This is a genomic window from Leptospira vanthielii serovar Holland str. Waz Holland = ATCC 700522, from assembly GCF_000332455.1.
GTDB classification, from domain to species: Bacteria; Spirochaetota; Leptospiria; order Leptospirales; family Leptospiraceae; genus Leptospira_A; species Leptospira_A vanthielii.
Window position 1 is genome coordinate 24,632 of sequence record NZ_AOGY02000039.1, and the last position, 25,391, is coordinate 50,022.

Annotated in this window: 26 protein-coding genes and 1 pseudogene; 19 read left to right on the top strand and 8 right to left on the bottom strand. The window is 40.0% G+C overall.

The window, feature by feature from the left end; genetic code table 11:
• Window positions 1-68 precede the first annotated feature (68 nt).
• The 4 genes from LEP1GSC199_RS08500 (at window position 69) to LEP1GSC199_RS08515 (ending at window position 4,910) form a co-directional block, all read left to right on the top strand.
• Complete coding sequence (locus LEP1GSC199_RS08500; protein WP_232420730.1) at window positions 69-1,358, top strand: ankyrin repeat domain-containing protein; 1,290 nt, start codon at window positions 69-71, stop codon at window positions 1,356-1,358.
• A 12-nt stretch (window positions 1,359-1,370) separates the two neighbouring features.
• Entirely contained in the window at window positions 1,371-2,054 is a 684-nt protein-coding gene (locus LEP1GSC199_RS08505) for a hypothetical protein (protein ID WP_002980859.1), read from the top strand.
• 600 nt (window positions 2,055-2,654) lie between these two features.
• Window positions 2,655-2,933: a hypothetical protein gene (locus LEP1GSC199_RS08510; protein WP_002980658.1), complete on the top strand. Its 279-nt coding sequence runs from the start codon at window positions 2,655-2,657 to the stop codon at window positions 2,931-2,933.
• A gap of 57 nt (window positions 2,934-2,990) precedes the next feature.
• Complete coding sequence (locus LEP1GSC199_RS08515) at window positions 2,991-4,910, top strand: Lnb N-terminal periplasmic domain-containing protein (RefSeq protein WP_002980614.1); 1,920 nt, start codon at window positions 2,991-2,993, stop codon at window positions 4,908-4,910.
• A gap of 11 nt (window positions 4,911-4,921) precedes the next feature.
• On the opposite strand, the gene meaB is transcribed toward LEP1GSC199_RS08515, so the two are convergent.
• From meaB to LEP1GSC199_RS08535, 4 genes are all read right to left on the bottom strand, one after another.
• Window positions 4,922-6,034 carry a methylmalonyl Co-A mutase-associated GTPase MeaB gene (gene meaB / locus LEP1GSC199_RS08520; protein ID WP_002980677.1) on the bottom strand — a complete coding sequence of 371 codons (1,113 nt, stop codon included), beginning with the start codon at window positions 6,032-6,034 and terminating at the stop codon, window positions 4,922-4,924.
• 93 nt (window positions 6,035-6,127) lie between these two features.
• Window positions 6,128-8,266, bottom strand: coding sequence for a methylmalonyl-CoA mutase (gene scpA / locus LEP1GSC199_RS08525; RefSeq protein ID WP_002980591.1), 2,139 nt, complete (start codon window positions 8,264-8,266; stop codon window positions 6,128-6,130).
• 1 nt (window position 8,267) lies between these two features.
• A complete protein-coding gene (locus LEP1GSC199_RS08530; protein WP_002980759.1) occupies window positions 8,268-10,079 on the bottom strand; it encodes a methylmalonyl-CoA mutase family protein in 1,812 nt (603 codons plus the stop codon).
• Window position 10,080: 1 nt separating this feature from the next.
• Window positions 10,081-10,389 (bottom strand): hypothetical protein, encoded by a 309-nt coding sequence (locus tag LEP1GSC199_RS08535; RefSeq protein ID WP_083901935.1) that lies wholly within the window; start codon window positions 10,387-10,389, stop codon window positions 10,081-10,083.
• Between the two features lie 66 nt (window positions 10,390-10,455).
• Here LEP1GSC199_RS08535 and LEP1GSC199_RS08540 point away from each other — a divergent pair, with 66 nt between their 5' ends.
• Genes LEP1GSC199_RS08540 through LEP1GSC199_RS08555 form a run of 4 tightly spaced genes read left to right on the top strand, consistent with a single transcriptional unit; the run spans window position 10,456 to window position 13,342 of the window.
• The gene (locus tag LEP1GSC199_RS08540; protein ID WP_002980824.1) at window positions 10,456-11,124 is read left to right on the top strand and encodes a lysoplasmalogenase; all 669 of its coding nucleotides are present in this window, start codon (window positions 10,456-10,458) and stop codon (window positions 11,122-11,124) included.
• Between the two features lie 58 nt (window positions 11,125-11,182).
• Window positions 11,183-11,950 (top strand): ferritin-like domain-containing protein, encoded by a 768-nt coding sequence (locus LEP1GSC199_RS08545; RefSeq protein ID WP_002980630.1) that lies wholly within the window; start codon window positions 11,183-11,185, stop codon window positions 11,948-11,950.
• Window positions 11,950-12,432 (top strand): DUF2505 family protein, encoded by a 483-nt coding sequence (locus LEP1GSC199_RS08550; RefSeq protein WP_002980781.1) that lies wholly within the window; start codon window positions 11,950-11,952, stop codon window positions 12,430-12,432. The genes LEP1GSC199_RS08545 and LEP1GSC199_RS08550 overlap by 1 nt, the downstream gene beginning before the upstream one ends.
• A 55-nt stretch (window positions 12,433-12,487) precedes the next feature.
• The gene (locus tag LEP1GSC199_RS08555; RefSeq protein ID WP_232420732.1) at window positions 12,488-13,342 is read left to right on the top strand and encodes a DMT family transporter; all 855 of its coding nucleotides are present in this window, start codon (window positions 12,488-12,490) and stop codon (window positions 13,340-13,342) included.
• A gap of 99 nt (window positions 13,343-13,441) precedes the next feature.
• Here LEP1GSC199_RS08555 and LEP1GSC199_RS08560 read toward each other — a convergent pair whose 3' ends face one another.
• Window positions 13,442-14,287, bottom strand: coding sequence for an RNA polymerase sigma factor (locus LEP1GSC199_RS08560; protein WP_002980718.1), 846 nt, complete (start codon window positions 14,285-14,287; stop codon window positions 13,442-13,444).
• Window positions 14,287-14,640 (bottom strand): antibiotic biosynthesis monooxygenase family protein, encoded by a 354-nt coding sequence (locus LEP1GSC199_RS08565; RefSeq protein ID WP_002980593.1) that lies wholly within the window; start codon window positions 14,638-14,640, stop codon window positions 14,287-14,289. Before LEP1GSC199_RS08565 ends, LEP1GSC199_RS08560 begins: the two co-directional genes overlap by 1 nt.
• Before the next feature lie 159 nt (window positions 14,641-14,799).
• Here LEP1GSC199_RS08565 and LEP1GSC199_RS08575 point away from each other — a divergent pair, with 159 nt between their 5' ends.
• Window positions 14,800-15,210 carry a hypothetical protein gene (locus LEP1GSC199_RS08575; RefSeq protein ID WP_002980798.1) on the top strand — a complete coding sequence of 137 codons (411 nt, stop codon included), beginning with the start codon at window positions 14,800-14,802 and terminating at the stop codon, window positions 15,208-15,210.
• A gap of 216 nt (window positions 15,211-15,426) precedes the next feature.
• Here LEP1GSC199_RS08575 and LEP1GSC199_RS08580 read toward each other — a convergent pair whose 3' ends face one another.
• Window positions 15,427-15,816, bottom strand: a complete 390-nt coding sequence (locus LEP1GSC199_RS08580) for a DUF302 domain-containing protein (RefSeq protein ID WP_002980680.1) — start codon at window positions 15,814-15,816, stop codon at window positions 15,427-15,429.
• A gap of 83 nt (window positions 15,817-15,899) precedes the next feature.
• Window positions 15,900-16,340: a hypothetical protein gene (locus LEP1GSC199_RS08585; protein WP_002980652.1), complete on the bottom strand. Its 441-nt coding sequence runs from the start codon at window positions 16,338-16,340 to the stop codon at window positions 15,900-15,902.
• 140 nt (window positions 16,341-16,480) lie between these two features.
• Here LEP1GSC199_RS08585 and speE point away from each other — a divergent pair, with 140 nt between their 5' ends.
• The 10 genes and pseudogenes from speE to LEP1GSC199_RS08635 all read left to right on the top strand — a co-directional run bounded on the left by speE (window position 16,481) and on the right by LEP1GSC199_RS08635 (window position 25,352).
• Window positions 16,481-17,326 carry a polyamine aminopropyltransferase gene (speE, locus tag LEP1GSC199_RS08590; RefSeq protein ID WP_002975754.1) on the top strand — a complete coding sequence of 282 codons (846 nt, stop codon included), beginning with the start codon at window positions 16,481-16,483 and terminating at the stop codon, window positions 17,324-17,326.
• A gap of 6 nt (window positions 17,327-17,332) precedes the next feature.
• Window positions 17,333-18,592, top strand: a complete 1,260-nt coding sequence (locus LEP1GSC199_RS08595) for a hypothetical protein (protein ID WP_002980788.1) — start codon at window positions 17,333-17,335, stop codon at window positions 18,590-18,592.
• On the top strand, window positions 18,582-19,307 hold the full coding sequence (locus tag LEP1GSC199_RS08600) for a hypothetical protein (RefSeq protein ID WP_002980589.1): 726 nt from the start codon (window positions 18,582-18,584) through the stop codon (window positions 19,305-19,307). Before LEP1GSC199_RS08595 ends, LEP1GSC199_RS08600 begins: the two co-directional genes overlap by 11 nt.
• The gene (locus tag LEP1GSC199_RS08605) at window positions 19,304-20,173 is read left to right on the top strand and encodes a hypothetical protein (protein WP_002980786.1); all 870 of its coding nucleotides are present in this window, start codon (window positions 19,304-19,306) and stop codon (window positions 20,171-20,173) included. Before LEP1GSC199_RS08600 ends, LEP1GSC199_RS08605 begins: the two co-directional genes overlap by 4 nt.
• Window positions 20,170-20,997 (top strand): orotidine-5'-phosphate decarboxylase, encoded by an 828-nt coding sequence (gene pyrF, locus LEP1GSC199_RS08610; protein WP_002980618.1) that lies wholly within the window; start codon window positions 20,170-20,172, stop codon window positions 20,995-20,997. The genes LEP1GSC199_RS08605 and pyrF overlap by 4 nt, the downstream gene beginning before the upstream one ends.
• A 26-nt stretch (window positions 20,998-21,023) precedes the next feature.
• Window positions 21,024-22,296 (top strand): annotated as a pseudogene (locus LEP1GSC199_RS08615) (NAD(P)/FAD-dependent oxidoreductase).
• 8 nt (window positions 22,297-22,304) lie between these two features.
• Window positions 22,305-23,105 carry a DUF1365 domain-containing protein gene (locus tag LEP1GSC199_RS08620; RefSeq protein WP_039926439.1) on the top strand — a complete coding sequence of 267 codons (801 nt, stop codon included), beginning with the start codon at window positions 22,305-22,307 and terminating at the stop codon, window positions 23,103-23,105.
• On the top strand, window positions 23,062-24,375 hold the full coding sequence (locus LEP1GSC199_RS08625) for an SAM-dependent methyltransferase (RefSeq protein WP_002980649.1): 1,314 nt from the start codon (window positions 23,062-23,064) through the stop codon (window positions 24,373-24,375). The genes LEP1GSC199_RS08620 and LEP1GSC199_RS08625 overlap by 44 nt, the downstream gene beginning before the upstream one ends.
• A gap of 100 nt (window positions 24,376-24,475) precedes the next feature.
• Complete coding sequence (locus tag LEP1GSC199_RS08630; protein ID WP_002980622.1) at window positions 24,476-24,931, top strand: SRPBCC family protein; 456 nt, start codon at window positions 24,476-24,478, stop codon at window positions 24,929-24,931.
• Between the two features lie 58 nt (window positions 24,932-24,989).
• Window positions 24,990-25,352 (top strand): hypothetical protein, encoded by a 363-nt coding sequence (locus tag LEP1GSC199_RS08635; RefSeq protein ID WP_002980830.1) that lies wholly within the window; start codon window positions 24,990-24,992, stop codon window positions 25,350-25,352.
• The last annotated feature ends 39 nt before the right edge of the window (window positions 25,353-25,391 follow it).

A 25,391-nucleotide genomic window follows, 5' to 3' on the forward strand; every position in this document is an offset into this window, starting at 1 on the left:
TCTGTTATTCTGGTTCGATGTTCCTTTTTCTATATAAATTACAAAACGTAAGAAACTTACTAATTTTTTTGTTTTTTCTGCAGGCACTAACCAATTGTGCCACACCCATTATAAAAGCAATTGATGCCAATGACACAGCAAAAATCCAAGATGAATTGGATAAAGGTGCAGACATCAATGAGTATAAAGTATTTTATTATACACCCATTGTTAGGGCTGTACTTGCCGGCAATCAGAAGATGACAGAGTATTTGATCTCTAAAGGAGCTGATCCCAATGGAAGGGGTTCTGGTAAATGGGGGCCAAACCGCTTAATTCCCACAATCTATATCGCGGCTACGTTAGGTGATGTTGATATGGTGAAACTACTTTTGTCCAAAGGAGCAAATCCGGCAGCAAGGGCTGAATACCAATGGATGCGGTCGGAGCCACCTTATCATAATTATGAACAGAAAGGCAATGCATTGAATGCAATTGTAGAAACGACAAAGGCGTATGGACAATTTGTACAAAGTGGGAATGTCACACCTAATAATACTGCTACCGATTTGCAAAAGAAATTTAAAGAATACCAAACGAACAGTATAGAAATTGCGAAAATTTTGGTTCGGGACAAAAGGGTATTGGATGACTCTGAAAACTTAGCTTCCGCTTTTGTAGGATTTCTCAAAATCAAACAAACAGAAATTGCAAATCAGATTTTCAATTCCATTCCGCAAAAATCAATTGATAATCGAATGTACCATCAAATCATTCATATCTATCGCTCCGACTTTCTCAAAAAATTATTAGCAAAATCGAAACCTCCTACACCACCACCTGGCGAATTCAATCTATTCGAATATGCAGTCTTTATGACCGGCGGAGGAGACAATTGTCAACCAAACACATCAGGTGGAGCCATCAAATTTGATAATTTCAAGAATGAAGAGGAAAGAATCCGGCACGCTAATTATGCGAATTATCAAATGGTTGTGGAAACACTTTCTGGAATTTATAACGCTAATACATTGGATAACCATCGTCGTAATTATATTACGCAACAAATCCTGAAAAATAACTTATACCAATTCGCTTGCCTTACGGCCCTTATAAAAACAAACAAAATCAATGTCAATTCCCCAGATAAATATGGTTGGGCACCAATCCATTATGCTGTCCTTTATGCTTCGTATGAAGAAATTGAAAAATTGCTTTTGTTAGGCGCAAATCCAAATTTAAAAACGAAAGAGGTTCCAGAAGACCAAAGAACAGTTTACTTAAGAAATGGATTTACTTACCATCCTCGCCCCAATATTTCAGCAAAAGAAATGGCATTTGCTACTAATAGTAATTATCAAAGATTATTTAAAAATTAAAAAGGAAAATAAATGAAACTTTTACATTGTCTTATTATTGTTTTCTCTGTTGTTAATTGTGCATCCAATATGCTTTTGTTTGTAGACAAAAATCCACTGCCAGACGGTGTTCATAAAAATACCAAACCATTCATAAAAGAAAAAGTTCAATTGGTGATCGTTCGTAAAGGGGCCTTATGTACGGACAGTCCAGTCGAATGTAAATCAAGTATCACAGGTTTATATCCTGAAAGTTTGTATTCAAAGTATGGAGAAGGGTCTTCTTCGTCCGTGTATGGTAGCAAAGCATATTCTGCATTAATGAAACACCTACCAAAAATGGTATCCAATTATGAGATTCGATCCTTCCAGTCTATTGTTGAATGGGATCATTTTAGAAATGAATTTAAACCGAATGTGATGGTGATCACAATTGGTGAGGATCCTTCTATGCATTGGAGTATGTTCGTTTCTGTGGCCACTATTGCGATAATTCCCGGTTACAATCCGATCCAACCGACTACCGAAATAGTGTATTATGATAAAAATGGCGTTGGGAAAGAAATTCAATACACAACTTTTTCACGTGGCCATGTGTGGCACCATCTTACTTTTTTTGGTTGGGCTTATATCTATTCTCATATCATTTCAAAAGATATGTATGATGCCTATTTTGAAGAAGTTTTTAGTACCGCAGTTCCACTGAAGGATAAATGAGAGGGATCTTATCTCAGAAACAGGCATGTAAAATTTGGTGAATTTAGAAGGATGTTCGAAAGTACCTCGACAATTTATACCATCTGGTAAATGGACAAAAGGCCGGGAATCAGGTATCTTAAAACCATCGAATTACCAAAATACAAACAAACGGGACTAGAGTGTGTAGATCGGATCTCGGCTTTTTTCATAAAACTAAGACTGGTTCTGTGGTTTGGGGTCTACTTTGTGCTCGTGTTTTTTCTGAACAGGGCTTTGTAGTAGGCAGCATTTTTTATACCATTTGGTAGATAGACAACTTACATACTTTCTGTTACCATCTGGGTTTGGATGCCGATCCTTATACTTTTAGATTGGCCATTAGTGTATGATTTCCATTAAACATTCTATTGCTCAAAGCAGATGCCATCGTGTCAAAAACGCGGTGGTATTTTTTTTGAATGGACGGACAGAGACTTTCCCTGCGAAAAAATCAAGGAGTAGTAGAAATGGCTACAAAACATCCAACAAATTAGCCATTCTGTAATATCTGTTCCTCAAAAAAATATTGCTCTGATAGATTGCCAGTATAGCTTTGGTTACACTTTCATAGGAGAATTTATGAAGAAAATTTTACTCATGGCAGTTGTTGCGGCTTTTATCGCAAACTGTTACAGCATCGACAAAACTAAAGTTGGCGGAAAAGAAGTGGTAACTGCTACCCAAATGAACCCAGCAATTTTTACAATGTGGGGTGCTCCTGTTACTGCTTGTTTAGATGACCTAAACAAAGAAGGTGTAACTCAAGTTGTTGATGCAAAAGGTCCTGCGACTCACGGATTGTTCTCTACAAGCCGTATTTCTACAACTGAAGCTTGCCAAGCAACTGGCGTTAAGTAAGTTTTTTGTTGGACTGATTCAGCTTATGTTGGTCAGTCCAACTTCTCTCCTCTTTCATTGAACCAATCTTTTCATTTTCTCTTTACTGTTTTTTTTCTTTTTTGTCTCTCCGTTTCGCCCCTATTTTCTGAGCAAAATTTTCCCGATGAAGATACCATTGTAGTCGCTTCTTTGGAAAGAGACTGGCATGTATTACTTCACTACCAATCGTCAAAATGGAATAAAAAGTATAAAAGTCTAGCTGACGGACCTTCCTTCTTTTTATCCCCGGATGGTCTAACTAATCCTAGTTCTGAACTGAGAGCTCATTTGGCTTTCTTTCAAAAACCGAAGGAAGAATTAAACCAAATGGAATGTAAATTCCCTGCAAGGTTTCATTGGATTCGAAAACGTTTTGGGTTCCCAATAGATCCAACTTGGGAAGAACATTGTCCGAAGTGGCCAGAGTTTAAGAACCAAATGCGAGCGAAATCTGTTTCGGTTATTTTTGCTTCTTTTCATCCTGAACACCCAGCTTCTTTATTTGGACATACCATGCTCAAATTTAATGAGGAAAAATCAAATGGAGTTGTTGCCGAAGATTTAATTTTAAATTATGCAGCAACAATTCCAGGAAATATTGATCCAATTTCGTTTGTGATTTATGGTTTGGGCGGTGGGTTTCATGGATCATTTGAAATTCAAAAATATATATATAAAATCCATGAATACAATGAATTTGAAAATCGAAATCTTTGGGAATTCAAACTCAACTTAAACCAAGAAGAAGTGAATCAATTGACTCGCCATCTATGGGAAATGTCACAAAACCATTTTGATTATTATTTTTTAGATGAAAACTGTTCCTTTCGAATTTTGACTCTCCTTGAAGTCGCAAGACCAACACTTCAACTAACAGAGCAAATTTCTTTGATGTTACTTCCAACAGAAAGTTTAAAGGTTCTTTCCAAACAGAATGGATTAATTGCGCAGATTCAGTTTAGACCTTCAATTATTGAGAGGTATAGACACAAATATGGTTATTTGACTTCCTCTGAAAAAAAGATATTAGACCAAATGTTAGAAGGGAAGATGGATTCGACATCTGAATTAGATCCGATCCGGAGAACTTTACTTTTTGATATTTATATCGATCATCTTGTAATTCATAAAATTAAAGCTTATGGAAAGATGGAAATTAAGGACCAAGAGTTATATGCACAAGCGGAACAAAACCGCGGGGACATCCAGGTTTTAAATTCGTTACCAGATTATTTCCAAATTGACAAATTGTCAAACCCGCTGCTCAGTCATGGACCATCTCAGGTCGCAATGGCGTATGGAAACTCTACAAATGGGAATTACAGTGAAATTCAATATAGGCCAGTACTCCGAGATTTTACAGATTCATACCTTGGATATTCTCCATACAACCAAATTTCTTTTTTAAGAATGAACGCCCGGTATTATGAAGATACAAAACAAACATTGATTCAAGAGTTTCATGTTCTGGAAATGACATCCTTAAATCCAATAGGGCAGAAAATTTGGAAACCTTCTTGGCGTTTGGATTTAGGTATGAAGTCTCTACATACAGAAAAAAATTATCATAAACCAATTTCGGAATATTATGGTTATGCGAGTGGGGGATATGGAGTAACATGGGAACCTTTTTATCCATTTTTCCGCCATCAGTTTGTTATGTTTTCTTTTTTGGACCTGAGAGTAGACCAATCGCCTGTTTGGGGTAGCGGGTATCGTTTGGGAGGAGTGAGTAGCACAGGGCTTCTTATCCGTGTCTATGAAACGGTAGGTTTACTTTTTTCAGGAGACTACAGGTCTTATTTTGCAGGAGAACGAGGAAACTTCCCTGAATTTGTATCCCAAATCAACTGGACGCTCCTAGAAAACCTTTCATTCGAATTCAAATACAGACAAATCCATTCAAAAGAATTAGATTGGAATGAGTACCAAGCAGGTCTTAAGATTTTCTTTTGATAAACCTTTAATCAATCCACCAAATATTTGATTTCTTTTAAGAGAGTCGACTTGCCGGACATTAGTTTTTTTTCAGAGTCTTTGATGGATTCTTTTTTGCCAGGCCTAGCAAAAAATTGTTCGAGAACTACTTCTTTTAGGGTTTCTTCAAACCACAATCGGGTTTGGTTTTCCCTGTTTTTCGCATAATAACCGTTTGTTTTTGTTGTGGAAACATAATCCAAAATCAGTTTCCAAATTTCATCAATGCCTTTCCCACCGATCGCACTGCAAGTGGTGGCTCTCGGTGTCCATTTGGATTCGGGAGCAGGAAAAAGATGGAGGGCAGATTCATATTCCACCCGGGCACGCATCGCATAAGGTTCGTTTGGCCCGTCTGCTTTGTTGATGGCGATGAGGTCCGCCATCTCCATAATTCCCCGTTTGATTCCTTGGAGTTCATCTCCGGCACCTGCAAGCATCAGTAACAAGAAAAAATCCACCATGGAGTGGACTTGGGTTTCCGATTGTCCGACACCGACTGTTTCAATGATGATGGTATCAAACCCTGCGGCTTCACAGAGATACATAGATTCTCGGGTTTTACGGGCAACCCCTCCGAGAGAACCACTGCTAGGTGAGGGACGAATGAAGGCATTGGCAGATTTGGATAGAACCTCCATCCTTGTTTTGTCCCCCAAAATAGAACCTTTGGTCCTTTGGCTACTCGGATCAATGGCAAGTACTGCGAGTTTATGATTTTGTTCGAGGAGATAACTTCCAAAACTTTCGATGAAAGTGGATTTCCCAACACCGGGAACTCCTGTAATTCCAATTCGAATCGAATTGCCAACCTTAGGCATCACAAGTTCTAAGATGGCTTGCGCTTTGTCGTTATGAGATTCCAAGTTGCTTTCTACGAGAGTGATGGCTTTGGCAAGATGGGTTCGGTTTCCCGATAGAACTCCATCGGCTAATTCTTTTGCTGTGGTTTCTTTACGAGTGAGAGTTTTTCTTTGGTCACGAATGTAGGGAGAAATGGCTGGGGCATCGGCGACACCGGGGTTTACCGAAAGAGCCGACTTTGGAATTGGATCCGGTTCTTTCGTTTTCTTTTTGCCCATGTCCTCGTTTGGTGTTTCCATAATGGTTTTTATCTGCCTGCGGAAATTTAAAAAACACCGACTGCCCGTATAGACAAATCGGTGTTTGGTGGATGGAGGTCCTTTTTTAAAACCTTAAGCTGCTCTTCTTTCGCCGAGGAGGAGATTCAGAATCTGTTTGGCTGCTTCTGAAATCACAGTTCCTGGTCCAAAAATCGCTGTGGCCCCAGACTTATAAAGGAAGTCATAGTCTTGGGCTGGAATCACTCCACCGACGACCACAAGCACATCCTCGGCCCCGAGTTTCTTTAATTCCTCAATCACTTGGGGAACTAAAGTTTTGTGGCCGGCAGCAAGAGAAGACACTCCTAAGATATGGCAGTCGTTTTCCACAACTTGTTTAGCGACCTCTGCGGGAGTTTGGAATAAAGGCCCGATATCAACGTCAAAGCCCATATCGGCAAAACTAGTAGAGATCACTTTGGCACCACGGTCATGTCCGTCTTGGCCCATCTTGGCTACCATGATCCGCGGGCGACGGCCTTCTAGTTGTGCAAATTCATCGGCAAGATCTCTTGCTTCCAGATACCCTTTGTCTTCGGAAATTTCGGAGGAATACACTCCTGAGATGGAACGAATCACTGCTTTGTACCTCCCAAATACTTTTTCCATGGCATAAGAAATCTCACCGAGAGAAGCACGTTTTTTTGCCGCATCCACTGCCAGTTCCAAAAGATTTCCATCCCCGGTTTCAGCACATTTGGTGATGGCGTTTAACGCTGCTTCTACTGCAGTACTATCGCGATCTTTTTTCATTTGTTCCAAACGTTTGATTTGAGCAATGCGAACAGCAGTATTATCAATGTCTAAAATATCAATCGGAGCTTCCTTTTCCAAACGGAACCGGTTCACTCCCACAATCACATCTTTTCCAGAGTCGATCCGGGCCTGTTTTCTTGCGGATGCTTCTTCAATACGCATCTTAGGAATTCCCGTCTCAATGGCTTCTGCCATACCACCTAACTTTTGTACTTCGAGAATTAGGTTCCAAGCCTTGTGAACTAGGTCGTTTGTGAGTTTTTCTACATAAAAGGAACCACCCCAAGGATCAATCACTCGGTTGATATTGGTTTCTTCTTGGAGATAAATTTGTGTATTTCTTGCAATCCTTGCCGAGAAGTCGGTTGGAAGCGCAATCGCTTCATCCAGTGCATTTGTATGTAAGGACTGAGTGTGACCTAGGGCTGCGGCCATAGCTTCAATACAAGTCCTTCCTACGTTGTTGAATGGATCTTGTTCTGTGAGGGACCAACCTGAAGTTTGACAGTGGGTTCGTAGCGCCAAAGATTTGTTAGACTTTGGTTGGAATTGGTTCACAATTTTTGCCCAAAGGAGGCGGCCCGCCCGCATTTTGGCAATTTCCATAAAATGGTTCATCCCAATCGCCCAAAAAAAAGATAGTCTTGGAGCAAATTCATCTACAGTAAGTCCAGAAGCAATCCCTGTTTTGATGTATTCCCAACCATCTGCAAGTGTATAGGCAAGTTCTAAGTCGGCAGTCGCACCGGCTTCTTGCATATGATACCCAGAGATGGAAATCGAGTTAAACTTGGGCATATATTTGGAAGTATAACCAAAGATATCTGCGATGATTTTCATGGAATGTTTGGGTGGGTAAATGTAAGTATTACGCACCATAAACTCTTTCAAAATATCATTTTGGATGGTGCCGGAAAGTTTGTCTTTGGAGACACCTTGTTCTTCTGCGGCAACAATATAAAAGGCAAGGACAGGAATGACGGCCCCATTCATAGTCATGGAAACTGACATTTGGTCGAGTGGGATTTGGTCAAAAAGGATCTTCATATCCAAAACCGAATCAATCGCCACCCCGGCCTTTCCCACGTCTCCCACCACTCGTTCGTGGTCTGAGTCGTACCCGCGGTGGGTGGCAAGGTCAAAGGCAACAGAAAGTCCTTTCTGGCCCGCAGCTAAGTTTCTACGATAAAAGGCATTGGATTCTTCGGCAGTGGAAAATCCTGCATACTGGCGCACCGTCCAGGGTTTGTTCACATACATTGTGGAATAGGGCCCACGTAAGTAAGGGGGAATCCCTGCCGCATAGTTTAGGTGTTCCATTCCTTCCAAATCAGCCTTCGCATAACGAGACTGGATGGAGATTCCTTCTGCTGTTTGCCAAAGGGAAATGGCTTTGGGGTCAGGTTTCTCTGAACCGAAAGAAAGAGGGAGTTTTGCAAAATTAGGTTTGTTCATTTTATTTCCCGATCCATTTGGTTTGGGCTTTTTCCATAAATTCCACGATGTTTCGTTTCATATGGATGAAGTCATCGATCCCGAGAGTTTCTGCTTGTGTGATGAGATCTTTCGGATAACCGGCAAGTAACTTCCAAGAGTTTGGCAATTGGGTTTTCATCTCGGACGCAAATTCGGGAAGATAGTTCGCATACTCTTCGTCAGACGAACATAAGACGACAATGTCTGCTCCCAATTCCTTTGCCTTGGACACACCTTCTTTGACCGAAGGAAATCCAAGAGAATCGATGATTTCATACCCAAGGCAACCAAGAAAGTTAGAACTAAAACCAGCTCTTGCCTTACGCATGGTTAAGTCACCTATGGTGAGTAAAAATATCTTCGGTAATTTTTTACCAGAACTCACATGGGCATCAGTGATATTTCTCCATTTGTCAAATTCATACGAAAGGCGAATGGGAACCAAACGAGTGTATGTTGACTTGTTGGAAAAGTTTCCCCGTTTCTCTACTTCTTTTAATGAGATTCCGAGTTCCGGATGTCTTTCTGAGGGAAGAGGGTATTGGTTTGTTCCGAGTAAAATTTCTTTTTTAGTAGCCAATGCATTTCTTTTTTTATCGGCACGAGTAGAGATTTCTTTTTGGATAGTACCTTTTTTTAAGGCCTCTCCAAATCCACCTTCTGTTTCTAGGGTTTGGAATTTGGCCCAAGCTGTTTCTGCCAGTTTTTTGGTAAGGACTTCTAAATAATACGAACCGGCAGCCGGGTCTTCCACTTTATCGAGAAAGGATTCATAACGAAGGAGGAGTTGTGAGTTTCTTGCAATTCGTTTGCCTAACTCTTGTTGTGTGGTGTATTCGGAATCAAATGGTAATACCGAAACAAAATCGGCTCCACCCATAACAGCAGACATAGCAGCTGTTGTTCCTCGTAACATGTTTACATAAGGATCATAGGCCGTGAATTGGAAACTGGATGTTCTTGCCAAAATGAGTGCAGGAACCGATTCCCCAAGTCCTGGTTTGTAAGCATTTAAAATTTCTGTCCAGAGGATTCGCATGGCGCGGAACTTTGCGATTTCTGTGAAGTAGTCAGAACCAATCCCCATCCAAAACCAAATGTTGGAAGCAGCATCTTCAATAGAAACGCCTGTATCTATGTGACGATTTAAATAGTCCACTCCCCAAGAAAGAGAGTAGGCCAACTCCTGTCCGATGGAAGCTCCTGCATCTCGCAGATAATAACTGTGGATTCCCACACCGGCAAATCCTTTGGTTCCCGAAAGTGAAGCGAAGTTTTTCCCAATGTTTGTTTCTTCTGTTCCTAGTTCCCCACACAAAAGGGCGGTTCCATAAGGATCAAAATCACCAAGTACTGTGTTATGCGAAGAAGTGAGTTTTTTTAAAGAGTCAGAAAAGGTAGCCGTTCTTGTGGCAAGAGAAATCACTAAAGGAAGGTTTCCCGTAAGGCCAGCCAATTTTTCAAGGTCAGAAGCAGAGCTTATTTTTAGTCCAAACTGATTTCCTTTTTCTTCATGAGAGATAAGGATTGCGGCATCGGCACCTTTTTTGGAGAGATCACTCAGTTCCGATTCGGAGGTAATCGTTTCCGTCACATTCCAACCAGGGTTACGTTTATAAACTCTGGGAAGGTCTTTCGTATCTTCTTTGCGATAGAAGGGTTCGATTTTGAAACCTTCTTCTGTTTCCCAAGTGACTTTGTCCCAAGGGTTACCTTTTAAATCTTTCAGGATTTGGTTCTTCCAATCCTCGGTCGAAACTTCAGGAAAGTCTGAAAATAGAAATTCGTTCAATTTATTCCTCTACGATTTGGTAATCTTCCATATAACCTGGGAAGTCGCCTAACCCGCGTGTGAAGGTAAATTTTGCAGGGTAAACCACAAGGCGTCTACCAGACTGCAAGAAAGTACCCGACATCAGTGTGAAGGGGGAGGCAACGATAAAGGCGGCGGTTCCAACTAGCGTTCCGGCGAGTCCCATGGGTCGTGCCAAAATCAAATCGATCAACATTTCGCCACCGGAGGGCACTTCTCTTGCGGACAAAGTCTGGGTCCATAAGAGACAAATTAAGAAAAGGATGGACAAGGGTCGTGTTTGTTTCATAGGCTGATCACTCGGGCTTTCCATCTGATGAAATCTCGAGAATGATATCCCTGTAAAGTAAGAAATATGGCTAAAGAAATTGTTTTGTTTGTTCTCTATTCTGTTGTGCATCTTTTTGCGATCGCTACGATCACAAAAGAGGATGCCCTCTATCTCCCTTCGAAAATCATTCCCATTCTGATTCTCATTGTAGCCCTCTTTCGCTACTTTCCGAAATTGGAAAAACGAGGAAAATTGATTGCAGTAGGCCTTGTGTTTTCTCTTTTTGGAGATAGCTTTTTAGCCTTACCAAAACAAGGATACTTTGTTTTTGGACTTGGTTCCTTTCTCATTGCACAATTGATTTACTCGTATGCGTTCACGTTGGACTCAAAAATCAAACCTCTACTTGCGATTCCTTTTTTGCTCTTTGGATCTTCCTTTTTTCTTGTATTGGTTCCAAAACTTGGATCGCTTCTGATTCCAGTTGGTGTATACATCTCTGCAATTTGTCTGATGGGTTGGCGCGCTGCTGCAAGAAATTCTGTGTCCAAACCTTTTTACTTAGGATTACTTGGGGCATTGGTATTCATTCTATCCGATTCTATTATTGCTTATTCTATGTTTCTAAAACCAGAAATGGACAGATTCACTGCATCCATGGGAATTATGGTAACTTATTATATTGCTCAAGTGCTCATCTACTCTGCTACAAAGGCAGAAGAGTTGGATTTTCAATCCGTGAAAAATACTTGATTCACTGAAAACTCACGAGTATCGTATCTATGGTTTTTAAAAACCGGGGAATGGGATTATGAAATCGCTAAAAAAAACATCCTTTATTGAGGCAGTTGCGGCCGCAATTGAACACGAAGTTCAATGTTTCAATTTTTATCTAAAACTTTCCGAAAGTTTACCGGAAGGCCAAATTAGAGAGCTTTTCAGCCAACTTGCGTTAGATGGTGATGAGCATATTAAATTCATCAAAGACATCTATAAAAGTGCTGAAGGAAAAGAACTTCCTAACTTAAAACAACTTTCGGAAATTGAGAAGTTTCATTCTTCAACCATCCAAAAGGTAATGGATCGGTTAGATCGAAACAAAAATGAGGAAGTGAAAGCTGACGAAAGAAAAGCAATAGAGCTTGCCATCCGAGAAGGGGAAGATGCGCGTAATTTTTATGCCACCATCCGAAACAAATTCCAAGATCCAAAAATCAATTTGTTATTCCAAAAATTGGCCAACTTTAATGAGTCCAATAATTCATTGTTAGAAGCACAAGCGATGGCAATGGAACAGTCTACACCTGCAGACCAAGTTTTTTATTGGGAAGATGAAGCCTTGATGGAAGAGGTCAACCGTCCTACTAAAGCGGCTCCAAAACCAAAAGTTTCTAAACCGGCAGCAAAACCAAAAACGGCAAAAACAAAACCATCTGCGAAAAAAACTTCTAAACCAGCCAAACCAGCGAACAAGAAGTCAGCGAAGAAAGCTATAAAAAAGGCACCAAAAAAAGCCGTAAAAAAAACAGTAGCGAAACCAAAATCAAAACCCGCTAAGAAAAAAGGTAAGAAAAAATAGTGAAATACCAAGTAACTCATACATTTCCCGTTTCTCTCGATAAACTCCTTCATGCCAGAGAAGAGAGATACAAACACTTAGATCAGTTCCCTGATTTAAAAAATGTAACTCTATTGGAAGAAACGAAAGATGGAAATATCATACGCCAAAAACGAAAGGTGAGTTTGGAAGGTTCGATGCCTGCTGTCCTTTCTGCGGCACTCAACGACCTTTCCCTTTTGGAAGAGTCCACTTTTGACATTACTACCAATACTCACGAATTCAAAATCTCTCCTCCAGGAAAAGACAATGTGTTTGTGATCAAAGGGAAAAGTAAATACGAAGCAGATGGAGATAATTCCAAACGTTCTTATGATGTGGATGTGGTTTCTAGTCTTCTATTCGTTTCTCCGATTGTGGAAAAAGCCATTGAAGAAATTCACAAACATAGTTTGGAAAAAGACAGAAAATCCATCGCCAAATTTCTGGGGGTCGAATCCTAAGTAAGAAGTGAAGTCTTCTTCCCCTAGCTTTTTACGATCTGTATTGGAACTCAATTTGACGATCCTCATTATGGGGAACGTCACTTTGTTTGCCAAACTCCTTCCCTTTCCCGCAGTTACAATCATCTCTGGTAGAGCATTATTTTCAGTCATTCTGCTCGGTCTTTTTTTCTGGCTTCGTGGTAAGTCGGTTTCCTACCGAAGTTTTAAAGACTTTTTGTTTGTATTCGGAATTGGGATTTTATTTGCTCTGCATTGGGTGACTTACTTTCACTCCATCCAAGTGTCCACAGTGGCTGTTGGAATGTTATCTCTTTTCACCTATCCTGTGTTTTCTGCAATCATGGAGCCATTGTTTGGTGGTAAACGCCCAGATCCTTTTTCTTTTTTTCTGGCATGTTTTTCCTTATTCGGACTTTTTCTCATTGTGCCCGATCTTTCTTGGGACAACCAAATGTTCCAAGGAGTGGTTTGGGGTGTGGTCTCAGCAGTTCTCTATGCGATTCGCAATTTACTCACTAAAGAAATGCATGTTCACTATCCCAGTGCCCAAATCCTTTTCACCCAGTTGATTGCAACTGCCCTGGTTTTACTCCCCTTTGCGGATGGACTTTTTGTTATGTTTGCTGAACCTAAATACCTTTTGTTTCAAGTGGTATTGGCCGGGGTGTTTACTTCACTTGCGCATACAATTTGGATTCGCAGTTTATCGAATTTGTCTGTGACCACCGCCGGCACTTTGTCTACCTTAAGTCCGATATACGGAAGTTTGGCGGCCTGGTATTTTTTAGGTGAGATACCACCCGAGAGGCTTTGGTTAGGTGGCGCCGTGATTTTGTTTTGTGCGGTCCTCGAGGTATTTCGAAAAAAAGCGGAAAGTGAGAAAAGAGGAGAGGTGGGTTCGGGATAGATTTTGAGCGATACTTTATTGCTGAAGTCTAGTTTGGAATGTGTGGTTTTTCGAAAGGGATTGGGGAAAAGTTTTTTTAAGCCCCAATCCAATTCTGTTTCAAACTGCAGGACTGTATTTTGTAAGTAACTCTTCCAAAATTTTGGGAGGAGTTTCAAAATAAGGATGATCCCGAAATATTTGTTGGTAGTCTAACCTACGATAGTCTTCGTACTCACATTGTATTTCACCTACTTGTTCCTTTAATCTCCGCACATGAGGCATAGAAAATCGGGGAAGGTTTGGATCAATCCAACCATTGTTTTGAAAACTTTTCATTTTTTTGGAACAACGACAGGGATTTTTTTCGTTCATAAGTCCACACTTATCATCCATAAAAGTGTAGAGATCTTTACGAGCTCGACTCAACCTTTTGCGAAAAGCTTCATTGGAAATTCCAAGTAGTTCCGAACTATCATGATCGCTCAGTCCCATCAAATCGGCAAGGATCAAACTGATTCGTTGTTCTCTATCCAAACAAAGAAGCATTCCGAGTGTGCAGGATGCTTTTGCTTCTTCTACCAAAATTAAATTTTCTGGGTTTGACAGTTCGTTTGTTGGAATTTCTATGTCAGGCATTTTCTCTAATTCTTTTGCATAACCAGAAAACCCTGTTGTAATTTCCTCTAAATGACCGCGTTTTCCATTTAATGCGTGATTGACTGCAATACGGTAGGCCCAAGTTCTGAAACTAGCGCGCATTGGATCATAAGCGGCAAGATTGGTGGCAATTTTTAAAAGTACTTCTTGAGTAACATCTTCTGATTCTTGAGGGTTTAATAGGATACGACGAATGACATTGTAGATCCAAGTTTGGACCTCAGAGAGTAGGGATTCTAAAGCACGACGGTCTCCCGTCCGTGCCCTTTCAATTCGTTGGATTTCCTCAGGTAAATTTGTCTTCATTAGAGTGTTTGTCGTTCAAACATTTCAAAGATTAAGGTTTGTTTCATCAAGGTGAAAAATTGTTTTCCCGTTTCTGAATTTTGTAATATTTCTCCTGCTTTATGGCAATCCTCTACGTTTTCCCAATACAAAAGATCTAACATGATTCCTTCTCTTGTCTTTGACTGAAAGGCTCGCCATGCAAGAAATCCTTTTTGGGTTTGCAGAAGCGGTAACATTTTTTTTCGCATTTCGTGGTATGTCTCCGAGTCTTCCTTTGCACATTCTACGATAGCAATTTCGATTGCCGTTGATGGGGGTAAACTTTCCAGGGTAAGTAAATCTTGGCCTTGGGTTTTTAAACTTTCTAACATAATAAACTCTCCATTTTTGAGGTTTTTTTCCTCTGAATAGGATACCCAGAAGTGAGGGAGTTGTGACAGACTGGTGAGAAAAAAGTTTGACTTCCTTCAAAAATTTTAGTCTCTAATCTCCCTTTGTAGAAGTAATCAATTTCTGCAAAGGAGCAAATTTTGAAAAAAATTAGTTTAATCATCGCTTTGGCAGTTTCTGTCTTTGCCTTCCACTGCCAGTCAGGAGAAAAAACAACGGTTGATGATTCCCGGACGATATTAGAGGGGAATTGGGTATTAACGAACAATTGTGTCAAAGACCCAAGTTCCAATGCCTCTGCTTGGCTTATCATTAGCAACAATCGGGATATTAAATCATGTTACAAAAATACTGGTTCTGTTGTGAAGGGACTACTCATCAAACAAAGTGAAGGAAATTATAACATTGATTGGGCGGAAGGTCCTGCATCAACAGCGCAGTATCCGGTGGGTGGCCCTCTGAATCTTTTCGGAATGACCACACAAGGATCAACGGTTTGTTATACTCGTGTGAAAGGTTCCAAAAACAATCCACCAGCCTTTTGTAAGTAAAGAGAAACAGCAATTGTAAAATCGAGGGAGATGGTCGTTAATACAAAGTCTCCCATGCGCCACCGATTGCAGCGAAAATCCTTTCTGGTTGGAGAACGAATCACTAAACTGGGACTCATCCAGAAAGATTGGAGCGTAAAGCGGGATCGCCTAATGGATAGAATGCGGATATAAATATCCATTGGCGAGGCGCCCAGAAATTTTCAAAATTCTAAATCATTCATGTAAGTGGTGGATGACCTGAATTAGTTTTTCTTGTACTTCTTTGGCAATTTTTTCAAGTTCGGGATTTTGTACTAGTTTTGTCATGGTCATGGGATCAAAGATAGAAACTTTCGTTTCCCCATTTTTTTCTTCTGTGACAACTACGTTGCAAGGAAGTAATAGTCCAATTTCATCGGTTGTTTGGAGAGCTTTGTGCGCAAAACTAGGGTTACATGCTCCGAGGATGGTGTAACGTTTGAAATCAACTCCGATTTTTTCTTTGAGGGTGTGTTTAACGTCGATTGTGGTAAGAACGCCGAATCCTTCTTTTTTTAGTGCTTCGGTTGTGTCGGTGATGGTATCTTCAAAACTCTTTTTTCTGTGAACGGTTAGTCCTAACATAAATCCTCCATTGTCCTATACCCCATAGGGTATAGGAGCCAACACGAAGTTGCAAGAGATTTTTAGTCAGGATTTGAAAAAGATCATTCTTTTTTCGGGAGTTTTTGCATCTCTTCCACACTAGGCAGTTGTTTCGAGATATGACGAATTTCTCCGGCAGAATTTAGGAGGAAGTATTGGGGGAGTGGGTCGGTTTTTAAAGAAACAAACCGATCATCCAAAATGAGGGTTTGGAATTCTTGTTCTCTTGGGGTATAGTTAAGAAGGACATAGGTGCCGAGGTCTGGTTTCCCTTCCCCACATTCAAGTCCTTGCAACATCTCACACCTAGATTTGGTCACAGAAAGTAGGATTAGTTTTCCTTCACGGGAAGCCTGTCCAAAAGCAAAGGATTTGTTATGGCCCCAATGGATTTCTTCACTCACCATCTCGTTGAGTTTGATATAACCATATACCAGTAGTAAAATAAAGAGTGGCATGGATAAAAAACCAACGAGGTAAAAAACACGAGAATATTTCTGCATACTGGACAATGGAACCTAAGGGTCTGGTTCCCGCCAAGTTGAATTTTTAATCTTTAGTAAACCCAAATTTTCAAAAAAAACTACACCTTCTTCTTCCTATATCAAATCTGGTTTAAAGAGAGAAACCTTAGGAGAAATCAATGGAGATTTGGTATACCGAAAAATTGGAATTAGAAAAAGGCCGTGCTGTGAGTTACCGGGTAACAAAAACAATCGAAAGCCTACAATCTCCGTTCCAAAAAATCGATATTTTTGAAACACAATCCTTTGGTAGAATGTTTACACTCGATGGTGTAACAATGGTTACGAATAAGGATGAACATTCTTATCATGAAATGATTGCTCATATCCCCATGATGAGCCATCCCAACCCAGAATCCGTTCTTGTGATTGGTGGAGGAGACGGGGGAACTGTTCGCGAAGTATTAAAACACCCTTCTGTCAAAGAAGTTGTGTTATGCGAGATTGACAAAGCTGTCGTAGATATTAGTTATAAATATTTTCCTGAATGTGCGGATGCCATGAAAGATCCCAAGGTCATTCATTATTATGATGATGGGGCTAAATTTGCTAGGGACAACAAAGGCCGTTTTGATGTCATACTCGTGGATTCGAGTGATCCTGTGGGACCTGCAGAAGTACTCTTTAAGGAACCATTCTTTCGTGATATGGCAAGTGCCCTAAAACCAACAGGGATCATTGCGACTCAAGCGGAATCTTTTTGGTATCATGGAGATGTGATCTCTTCACTATTTGATTTTATTCCCAAAATTTTTCCTGAGTATGGATATTATTACACTACGATTCCGACGTACCCTTCCGGAATCATTGGGTTTACTTTTTTGTCCAATGCGATTGATCCGTATTCAGTAACACCTGATCCGAAACGTGTTCCCAAAGGACTCAAATACTATAGTCCAGAAATTCACAAAGCGGCTTTTGTACTTCCTGAATTTGCAAAAGCTTATATCAAACGAAAAGGATAAATCTTTGTGAAATGGATTTCCGTTTTCTTTTTTTTGCTTCTGGTTTCTTTTTTTGTTGGGCCGAATGTTCTTTGGGCCCAGGAAACAAAAGCGGCAAAGTTGGAATTAGAGGCGGAATCCTATGAGGAACGTGGGTATCCCAAAAAAGCGGAAGAACTTCGCTCTAAGATAAAACGGATTCGGGCCGATCAGTTTCGAGATCGAAATCCTCAAACTGAATTTGTTTCACCCACAAAAAATATCCCGGCAACCAATAAGGGTTCTTTGGAATTTCACCAAGGGACTTGGGAGATTGGATTTCGGAATTTTGACCAATTTGGGATGTTTTCTACAGGGAATGATTCTGCATTAAACGATGGACGCATTACCTTTCAGGCAGGGTCACCGTATTACCCTCGTTCGCCGATCGGTTACCAAAACATCCGAAGCCTTCCTTTTGCCTATGATATAAAAAATCCTTACGAAACTTCGCGATCTTTTTCGCCGAGGGTGGCATACAAACACAATTCGGCAAAATGGGGTTTGGAATATATATATTTTCAATTTCAAACAACAAACGATTATCTTTCTATAGGATTTGTTGGAGTACCACAATCAGCTTATCACTCTGACCGATTGTACAGCGCTGAACATAAGTTGGTTGTGAAAATTTATGAAGAGTACTCTCGTGCGATTACGTATAGTTGGGATTTTGGTATCCGAACGGGCTCCTTTCACACCAATTCAGTTTTTTCATCACAAACCCTGGGACAAACTGGTATTATGCGAGATTCTATGCGGTATCTTGCTCCTAGTGCTGGATTTAAGTTTTATCATAAATTAGGGAATGGGTTCTCCTATGAATTGGGGGGAGATATGTTTTTAACGCCTCTCGGTAGTCTCAATTACAGAAGGGATATCTTAACACAGAATGGTGGTGCCACAAGATTTGGAGAAGGAATCGTCGCAGGTGATGAGGCCTATTCCTTATTTTCAGGAAAACCATTACAAACAACGATTGTGGGTTTAGATATACTCGGACAATTCAACTGGCAGCCGTTAGAACACCATAAATTCCATTTAGGGTTCCAAGTGATTCAATATATTTGGCGGGCTAACGAATCTTATGCGCCGGAAATTCGTGCATTAAATCAAGAGTCTTTTCAATCTGGAGTAAGGGATTATTATTTAAGTTCTGCATTTTATGAAGCGGATGGTCGTGACAAACGTCCTTCCCGGAGTTACTCGATTTCGAATTTATACATTGGGTATACTTATGTTTTTTAAAATTAATTTTTATACGATATCACTTTTACTCGGCTCATTTTTAGGAATGGGCTGTGGGATTTCTCTTCGAGTGTACAGGCCTTTTCCAAAGGAAACAGCTTTTGAATTTGTCAAAAAAATGGATCATATCCAGATTCAAGTCAAAGACGAAAACCGAATGAAAATGGCCATTTACGACGGGTATTTTTCGGGTCCTGAGGGCCTTCCTAATGAATATGGCCCTTTGTCTTATTTGATACGCAAAGAACTTTCTATGCGAGGAAACCGTTATCCCTTGTTACTCGATAGAGGAGGAAAGATTTTTGTCGATGAATTTCAGTTGGTTTCTCTAGACAGATGTTCTAAAAATTTAACTTTTGTACGTTTGAAAGCACGGATCCAAATTGCAGGTGGTGGAGAAGAAGTTTTTTCTTATTATGATGAAATCGATTCCCGGGTGACCAATTGTTATTTAACAGGGAGTATACTAACACTAGTGCCATTAATTTGGTATGTGCCATACAATGGATTTCGGGGGAACCGGGAAGACCAGTTGAACCAATTGGGTAGAAATTCTTTATCAGAATTTTTTTCAAAGATGGAGTCTGTGTCGGGATATAGCGGGAGTTCGTCGGTAGAAGAATTACAAGAACCGATTCCTGTGAAACCTAAACAAACTCCCACCAAACAAGAACCAGTAGATCCGAAGTTAAAGGAAATTCTTGAAAGTTTATGAAATCCCAAGTTTTTCTGATTCTACTCTGGATTGGTTTTAGTCTCACCAATTGTTATTCTTTAGAGAAACCATACAATTATGGGAATCCTTATCTACCGAGTCCAGAGTTTACAGAAGAGGATCCACAATTTGAAGAAGGGGAACCGGTTTGGATTTTGGACCAAACGGGGAATTGGATTTTTTCTCTTCCTTCCAAGTTAGTGCTTTGGAATCTAAAAGCAGACAACCACCATATTTCAAAAGAAACCAAAGACTATTTGATTCGTTATATCAAAGAAAATAACCTGCGTGATGTAAAGGTTCGTTTCAACCAATATGCTCCACTTTCCGAGTGGAAACGACTTCCGAAAAATAAAAATATCAATCCTGTGGTTCGGTATTTTTTTGGATCCATTTCTTTACTGGCATACACTTTCCTTCCAGGTCGTTTGTTTGCAGGAACAATTGGCGGGGATCATTATAATTCTTTTACAAATACAATCAATGTTTATTCGGACTTACCTCCGGTGGTCATCCATGAAGGGGGCCATGCTAAAGATTTTGCCCAAAGAGAAAAACGAACTCTCTATGCAGCTGTTTATGCGATTCCTGTGGTGGGAGCACTTTACCATGAAGCAAGGGCCTCTGATGATGCTTTGAATTATTTTGCCGAAAAAAATGACAGAGAACAATTAGAATCTTCCTACGAGTTACTCACTCCAGCTTATTCTACTTATGTGGGCGGCGCCATAGGAGATGTAGTGACCAATCCCATTACCGCTGTTACTGTAATACCAGGCCATATTTACGGTCGTTATAAAAAACGAGACATTGACCTGGAAATAGAAAAGAGAAAACAAAAGATCCAAATTAAGGAACCCAAGTGATTCATAAATCCCAGTTCATCCAGAAATTCAATTCACGTAGAGACTCACTTAAGTCTTTACTCTGCATTGGTCTTGATCCCGAATTAGAAAAATTACCCAAGGTGAGTTTGGATTCCAAAGCGCCACTGGTTCATTTTACAGAAACTATCATTCGATACACACATACTTATGCGGCCGCTTGGAAACCAAACGTTGCTTTTTTTGAACGATTGGGAGCAGAAGGATATTTTGCTTTGGAATATATGGTGCGTTTAATGAAAGAAGTTTCGCCGGACGTACCCATTGTGATGGATGCAAAACGCGGGGACCTTGCCAATACCTCCAAAGAGTATGCGAAGTATTTTTTCCAAACTTTGGGTGTAGATGCTCTGACAGTAAGTCCATACATGGGCCGAGATAGTTTGGTTCCTTATTTAGATTTAGGTGGATACATTTTTGTCCTCGGTCTTACTTCCAATCCTTCTTCTACTGACTTTCAAAAACAAAAATTGGTAGGAAAGGATATCTTTCTCTATGAAGAGGTGAGTGACCAGATGGCAAGGCTCGGGGAAGAATATCCCGATCAAGTGGGGCTTGTTGTAGGAGGAACCCATCCTTCAGAAATCAAAGCTTTACGAACACGCCATCCAGAAATGTATTTTCTTATCCCTGGGTTTGGTGCCCAAGGTGGAGATTTAGAATCCATCATTCAGGCATCGGGAAAACGATCACTCATCAATTCTTCAAGAGGGATTACACTTAGTTCTTTAGAAGAAAACTACGGACAAGTCGCACAAAAGAAAGCAGAGGAAGTCCACTTACAAATGAACCAACTCTTTCTCTGACGGTCTAATCACCAACAGGGAAACAAGTGAAAGAACGATTAGCCATTGTTGGTACAGGAATCGCAGGTCTCGGTTCCGCCTACTTTTTAAAAAATGATTTTGATTTAACGATTTTTGACAGTGCCGATTATATCGGCGGTCATACCAATACAGTTATGGTAGAAGAGGATGGAGTTTCCATTCCGATTGATACTGGGTTTATTGTATTCAATCATGTCACCTATCCCAATTTACTTAGACTTTTCCAAACTTTAGATGTTCCAACAAAAAAAGTCGGACATGTCTTTTAGCGTTCAACATGATCCCACCAAATTAGAGTTTTGTGGATCGGGGCTTTCAGGGCTTTTCGCACAGAAAAAAAATCTTTTTCGGCCTAGGTATTTGAAGATGTTACTGGAGATCGACCGGTTTAACAAATCAGCACCGAAGATTTTGGAAGATCCGAAATATGATACTTGGAATTTGGGTAAGTATATGGAGGCTTTTGGGTTTGGGAAAGACATCCTGAATTTTTATCTGATCCCCATGAGTTCTGCCGTTTGGTCCACTCCTCCCGATTTGATGTTAGAATTTCCTGCAAAGTCACTCATCCGTTTTTTTTACAACCATGGATTTTTGGGACTGAATACCCAACACCAATGGTATACGGTGGACGGAGGATCGCATGAGTATAGCAAACGAATCATCGCTCCCATTAAGGATCGTTTTCGTCTGAACACTCCAGTGAAACAAGTGAACCGGGCAGCTGATGGCAAGGTGGAACTTGTGTTTGGTGAAGGAAAAAAAGAGATCTTTGATAAAGTTTTACTTGCGACTCACGGCCATATTTCTGCGAAATTGTTAGGAAATCCGACAAAATTAGAGAGTGAGTTACTCCCTCTCTACCGTTACCAAAATAATACAGCAACACTTCATACCGATGCCAGCGATATGCCAAAAATCCCATCCTGTTGGTCGAGTTGGAATTACAAAATTGTCGAAGGGACTAGTGGAAAACAGGAACCATATACTATCTATTGGATGAACCGATTGCAAAATGTTTCCAAAAAAAGAAATTATTTTGTGACAATCAATGATCCAGGTAGGGTGGCAAAAGACAAAATCATTAAAAAAATTGATTATGAACACCCACTATTTTCTGTAGAAGCATCTCTTGGTCAAAATCGTCTGCCCGAGTTAAACGAATCAGGGCCAATCTACTACGCTGGGGCTTACTTTCGGTATGGGTTCCATGAAGATGGATTTTTATCTGCCGTAAATGCCTCTCGGAGCATTCTAAAAAGGGATCCATGGACTTAAACTCTTGTATGTATGAAGCGGATGTGTTCCACATGCGAACCGCACCCACACCTAACAAATTTCAATATAGGATTTTTAATTTTTATTTGGATTTATCGGAAATAGACCAGTTGTCCCACAAAAGCGTTTGGTTTTCTAGAAACCGCTGGAACCTTTTTTCCTTTTATGACAAAGACCATATCCAGTTTGGAAAAGAGAACGTTTATGAAAACATAAAGGCCTTTCTTACAGCATCGGGGGTCTCAAACATTGGAAAGATATTTCTATTAACCAACCTGCGGGTACTCGGATATGTGTTCAACCCGGTAAGCTTTTACTTTTGTTATGACAGTTCTGGTGAACCACTTGTTTCGATTGCAGAAGTGGGGAATACCTTTGGAGAGATCAAACCTTATGTTGGTTATTTTAAACAGGCCAAAGGTACGATTGCAAATCCTGAGGTGTACATCCGAGAACAAAAGAATTTTTATGTCTCTCCTTTCATTCCGATAGATTCCGAATTTGAGTTTCGATTGAATGTACCAAAAGAACAATTACAGATTGGTGTCGACTCTTTTGAAAATGGGAAACGAATACTTACTACTTCCTTTCTTGGAAAAAAAATTCCATTTCATTCAAAATACTTATTAAAACTTTTTGCCCAATTTCCATTCGTCACCGTCAAAATAATAACATTGATTCATTGGCAAGCTTTCAAGTTATGGATCAAAAAAATTCCGTACATTCAGAAAAACCAAAACTTAGAGAAACAAACAGGAGTTACCCTTGGAAAAATTACAGAACCAGTCCCTCTTACAAGACACGATTGATTCAGAACTTTTTACCGAATTAAAGAACAAGTCTACCGTTGAACAATTCCCTATTTATAGGAAAATATTTTTTAAAGCAATGAGTTCCATGAAGAGAGGATCCCTTCGAATGATCCTCCCTGATGGAGAACAAGTGATTATTGGAGATCCCAATTCTTCAGTAGATTCAAAATTTCATTCAGCACTTGTTCATGTAAAAAATCCAGTTTTTTTCAAGAAATCAGTGTTATACGGTGACATTGGATTTTCAGAATCTTATTTAACGGGAGATTGGGACACCGACTCCATCGAAAATGTGATTTCATGGTTTATATTCAATGTGGATGATAGTCCTAACCTTTCGGGTGCGAAGAAAAAACTATTTCACTTGGATTTGTTTAATTTAGGTAACAAATTCCTACATTTTCTGCGAAAGAACACCTTAACAGGGAGTAAAAAAAATATCGTAGAACATTATGATTTAGGGAACAAGTTTTATAAATTGTTTTTAGATCCAACGATGACTTATAGTTCTGCTTATTTTGAATCTTTGGAAGAGACACTAGAAGAGGCTCAAACTAAGAAGGTAGATAAACTTTGCCAAAAGTTAAAACTGAATCCAGCCGACCATCTTTTGGAAATTGGAAGTGGTTGGGGGTTTTTATCGATCCATGCGGCAAAAAAGTATGGATGTCGAGTCACTACAGTCACTCTTTCCGAAGAACAATATGTTTATGCTAAGGAAAGGATTCAGAAAGAAGGACTTTCTGACAAAATAGAAATTCGGATTCAAGACTATCGCCAAATTGAGGGACAGTTTACTAAGATTGTTTCTGTAGAGATGTTAGAGGCAGTAGGGGATGCATATTATGAAACCTTCTTTCAGAAATGCCAAAACCTTCTGACAAGAGAGGGAATTATGGCTTTCCAAGTCATCACTTGTCCTGATTCAAGATTTACATCCTTTAAAAATGGAATTGATTTCATTCAGAAACATATTTTCCCTGGTTCTCTTTTGCCTTCCGTTGGGCGGATGAACCAAGCCATCAATCGGACAGGAGATATGTATCTTTTTCATTTAGAAGATATGGGCTTTAGTTATGCGAAGACTTTACGGGTTTGGTTAAAGGCATTTGAAGAAAATCTGTCAGAGGTAAAAAACCAAGGTTACAGTGAAACTTTTATTAGAAAGTGGAGATACTATTTAGCTTATTGTGCGGCTGCTTTCCAGATGAGAAATATCAGTGTCATCCAGTCTGTATATGTTAGGCCAAACAATCTAAATATCTAAATTGGATCAGTCGGAAACTACCGGTTTGGAAGTCTGACTGGTAGTTTCCTATCCAAAAAACATCTTGCCAAAGAAAACCCAAATCTTTACTACTCTGTCTATGAGAGAAACGAAGTCTGTATTTACCTTTGATGAACCAATAGAAAAATTGTGGTCGGGTGTTACCGTCTATGAAGTGTTAGTCCATTGGTTGGCGGATGAGGTGAAAGGAAGACCAAAGGTTGGTGGTGATTTTTCATGGACCTGGAAATTGGGACTCGAAGGTGATTTTACCACTCATGGGATCTATAAAAAAATCGAACCATTAAAAGAGTTGGTTATGGAGTGGAAAGACCATCCTGCAGATCCCACTGGTACAATTTATTTGCAATTATTATTCGAATCTATGGGACCAAACCAGTCAAAACTAACCATTGTTAATGGAGGATTTCCTGATGGGGATGGTTCCGATGTGTGGATTGATGGGGCAAAAGAAGCATGGGATGGACAGGCGATTCACTTAAAAGACTTTCTAAAACAAAATCCAGATATCACAAAATTTTTTAAAAAGACTTGATCTCTAGGGCCTTTCTAAAATCCTGGTAAAAGTAAGGGTTGTTAAGGAGGGTTGGAAGATGGAATATCCCGAATTGGAAACGTATTTCCAGAAATTAACTGATATAACAGACCGTATCGCAATGATGAACAATCATTTTGATGCGACACCTGAGATCGACATACCACAGTTATCTGAGTTTTACAGTGACATTCAGTCAAAGGACTGGGAGAATACGGACAGAGAGTACTATGAACTCTTTACTAGTTATTTTACCTTTCATGTGAAGACTGTGGAAGAAATCATTCAAGAAGCTCGTGAGATTTTGAACCCGGAAAACCGGGAATACGTAAAAAAATTAGTAAGCCATGTCCGAACTTCGGATGATTGGTTTGTAAGTCTAAAAAAGAAACGCAAACTCGCTCGCACCCAAGTCGCTTAAACTTTTGACTCCCTCGAACGAAACCTCGGGGGAGCCACC

Excerpts from the sequence above, each read along its gene's own strand:
- LEP1GSC199_RS08505 (WP_002980859.1), top strand. The coding sequence starts at position 1,371 with ATGAAACTTTTACATTGTCTTATTATTGTTTTCTCTGTTGTTAATTGT.
- LEP1GSC199_RS08510 (WP_002980658.1), top strand. The coding sequence starts at position 2,655 with ATGAAGAAAATTTTACTCATGGCAGTTGTTGCGGCTTTTATCGCAAAC.
- meaB (WP_002980677.1), bottom strand. The coding sequence starts at position 6,034 with ATGGAAACACCAAACGAGGACATGGGCAAAAAGAAAACGAAAGAACCG.
- scpA (WP_002980591.1), bottom strand. The coding sequence starts at position 8,266 with ATGAACAAACCTAATTTTGCAAAACTCCCTCTTTCTTTCGGTTCAGAG.
- LEP1GSC199_RS08535 (WP_083901935.1), bottom strand. The coding sequence starts at position 10,389 with ATGAAACAAACACGACCCTTGTCCATCCTTTTCTTAATTTGTCTCTTA.
- LEP1GSC199_RS08540 (WP_002980824.1), top strand. The coding sequence starts at position 10,456 with ATGGCTAAAGAAATTGTTTTGTTTGTTCTCTATTCTGTTGTGCATCTT.
- LEP1GSC199_RS08545 (WP_002980630.1), top strand. The coding sequence starts at position 11,183 with ATGAAATCGCTAAAAAAAACATCCTTTATTGAGGCAGTTGCGGCCGCA.
- LEP1GSC199_RS08560 (WP_002980718.1), bottom strand. The coding sequence starts at position 14,287 with ATGAAGACAAATTTACCTGAGGAAATCCAACGAATTGAAAGGGCACGG.
- LEP1GSC199_RS08565 (WP_002980593.1), bottom strand. The coding sequence starts at position 14,640 with ATGTTAGAAAGTTTAAAAACCCAAGGCCAAGATTTACTTACCCTGGAA.
- LEP1GSC199_RS08580 (WP_002980680.1), bottom strand. The coding sequence starts at position 15,816 with ATGTTAGGACTAACCGTTCACAGAAAAAAGAGTTTTGAAGATACCATC.
- LEP1GSC199_RS08585 (WP_002980652.1), bottom strand. The coding sequence starts at position 16,340 with ATGCAGAAATATTCTCGTGTTTTTTACCTCGTTGGTTTTTTATCCATG.
- speE (WP_002975754.1), top strand. The coding sequence starts at position 16,481 with ATGGAGATTTGGTATACCGAAAAATTGGAATTAGAAAAAGGCCGTGCT.
- LEP1GSC199_RS08600 (WP_002980589.1), top strand. The coding sequence starts at position 18,582 with ATGTTTTTTAAAATTAATTTTTATACGATATCACTTTTACTCGGCTCA.
- LEP1GSC199_RS08605 (WP_002980786.1), top strand. The coding sequence starts at position 19,304 with ATGAAATCCCAAGTTTTTCTGATTCTACTCTGGATTGGTTTTAGTCTC.
- LEP1GSC199_RS08620 (WP_039926439.1), top strand. The coding sequence starts at position 22,305 with ATGTATGAAGCGGATGTGTTCCACATGCGAACCGCACCCACACCTAAC.
- LEP1GSC199_RS08630 (WP_002980622.1), top strand. The coding sequence starts at position 24,476 with ATGAGAGAAACGAAGTCTGTATTTACCTTTGATGAACCAATAGAAAAA.
- LEP1GSC199_RS08635 (WP_002980830.1), top strand. The coding sequence starts at position 24,990 with ATGGAATATCCCGAATTGGAAACGTATTTCCAGAAATTAACTGATATA.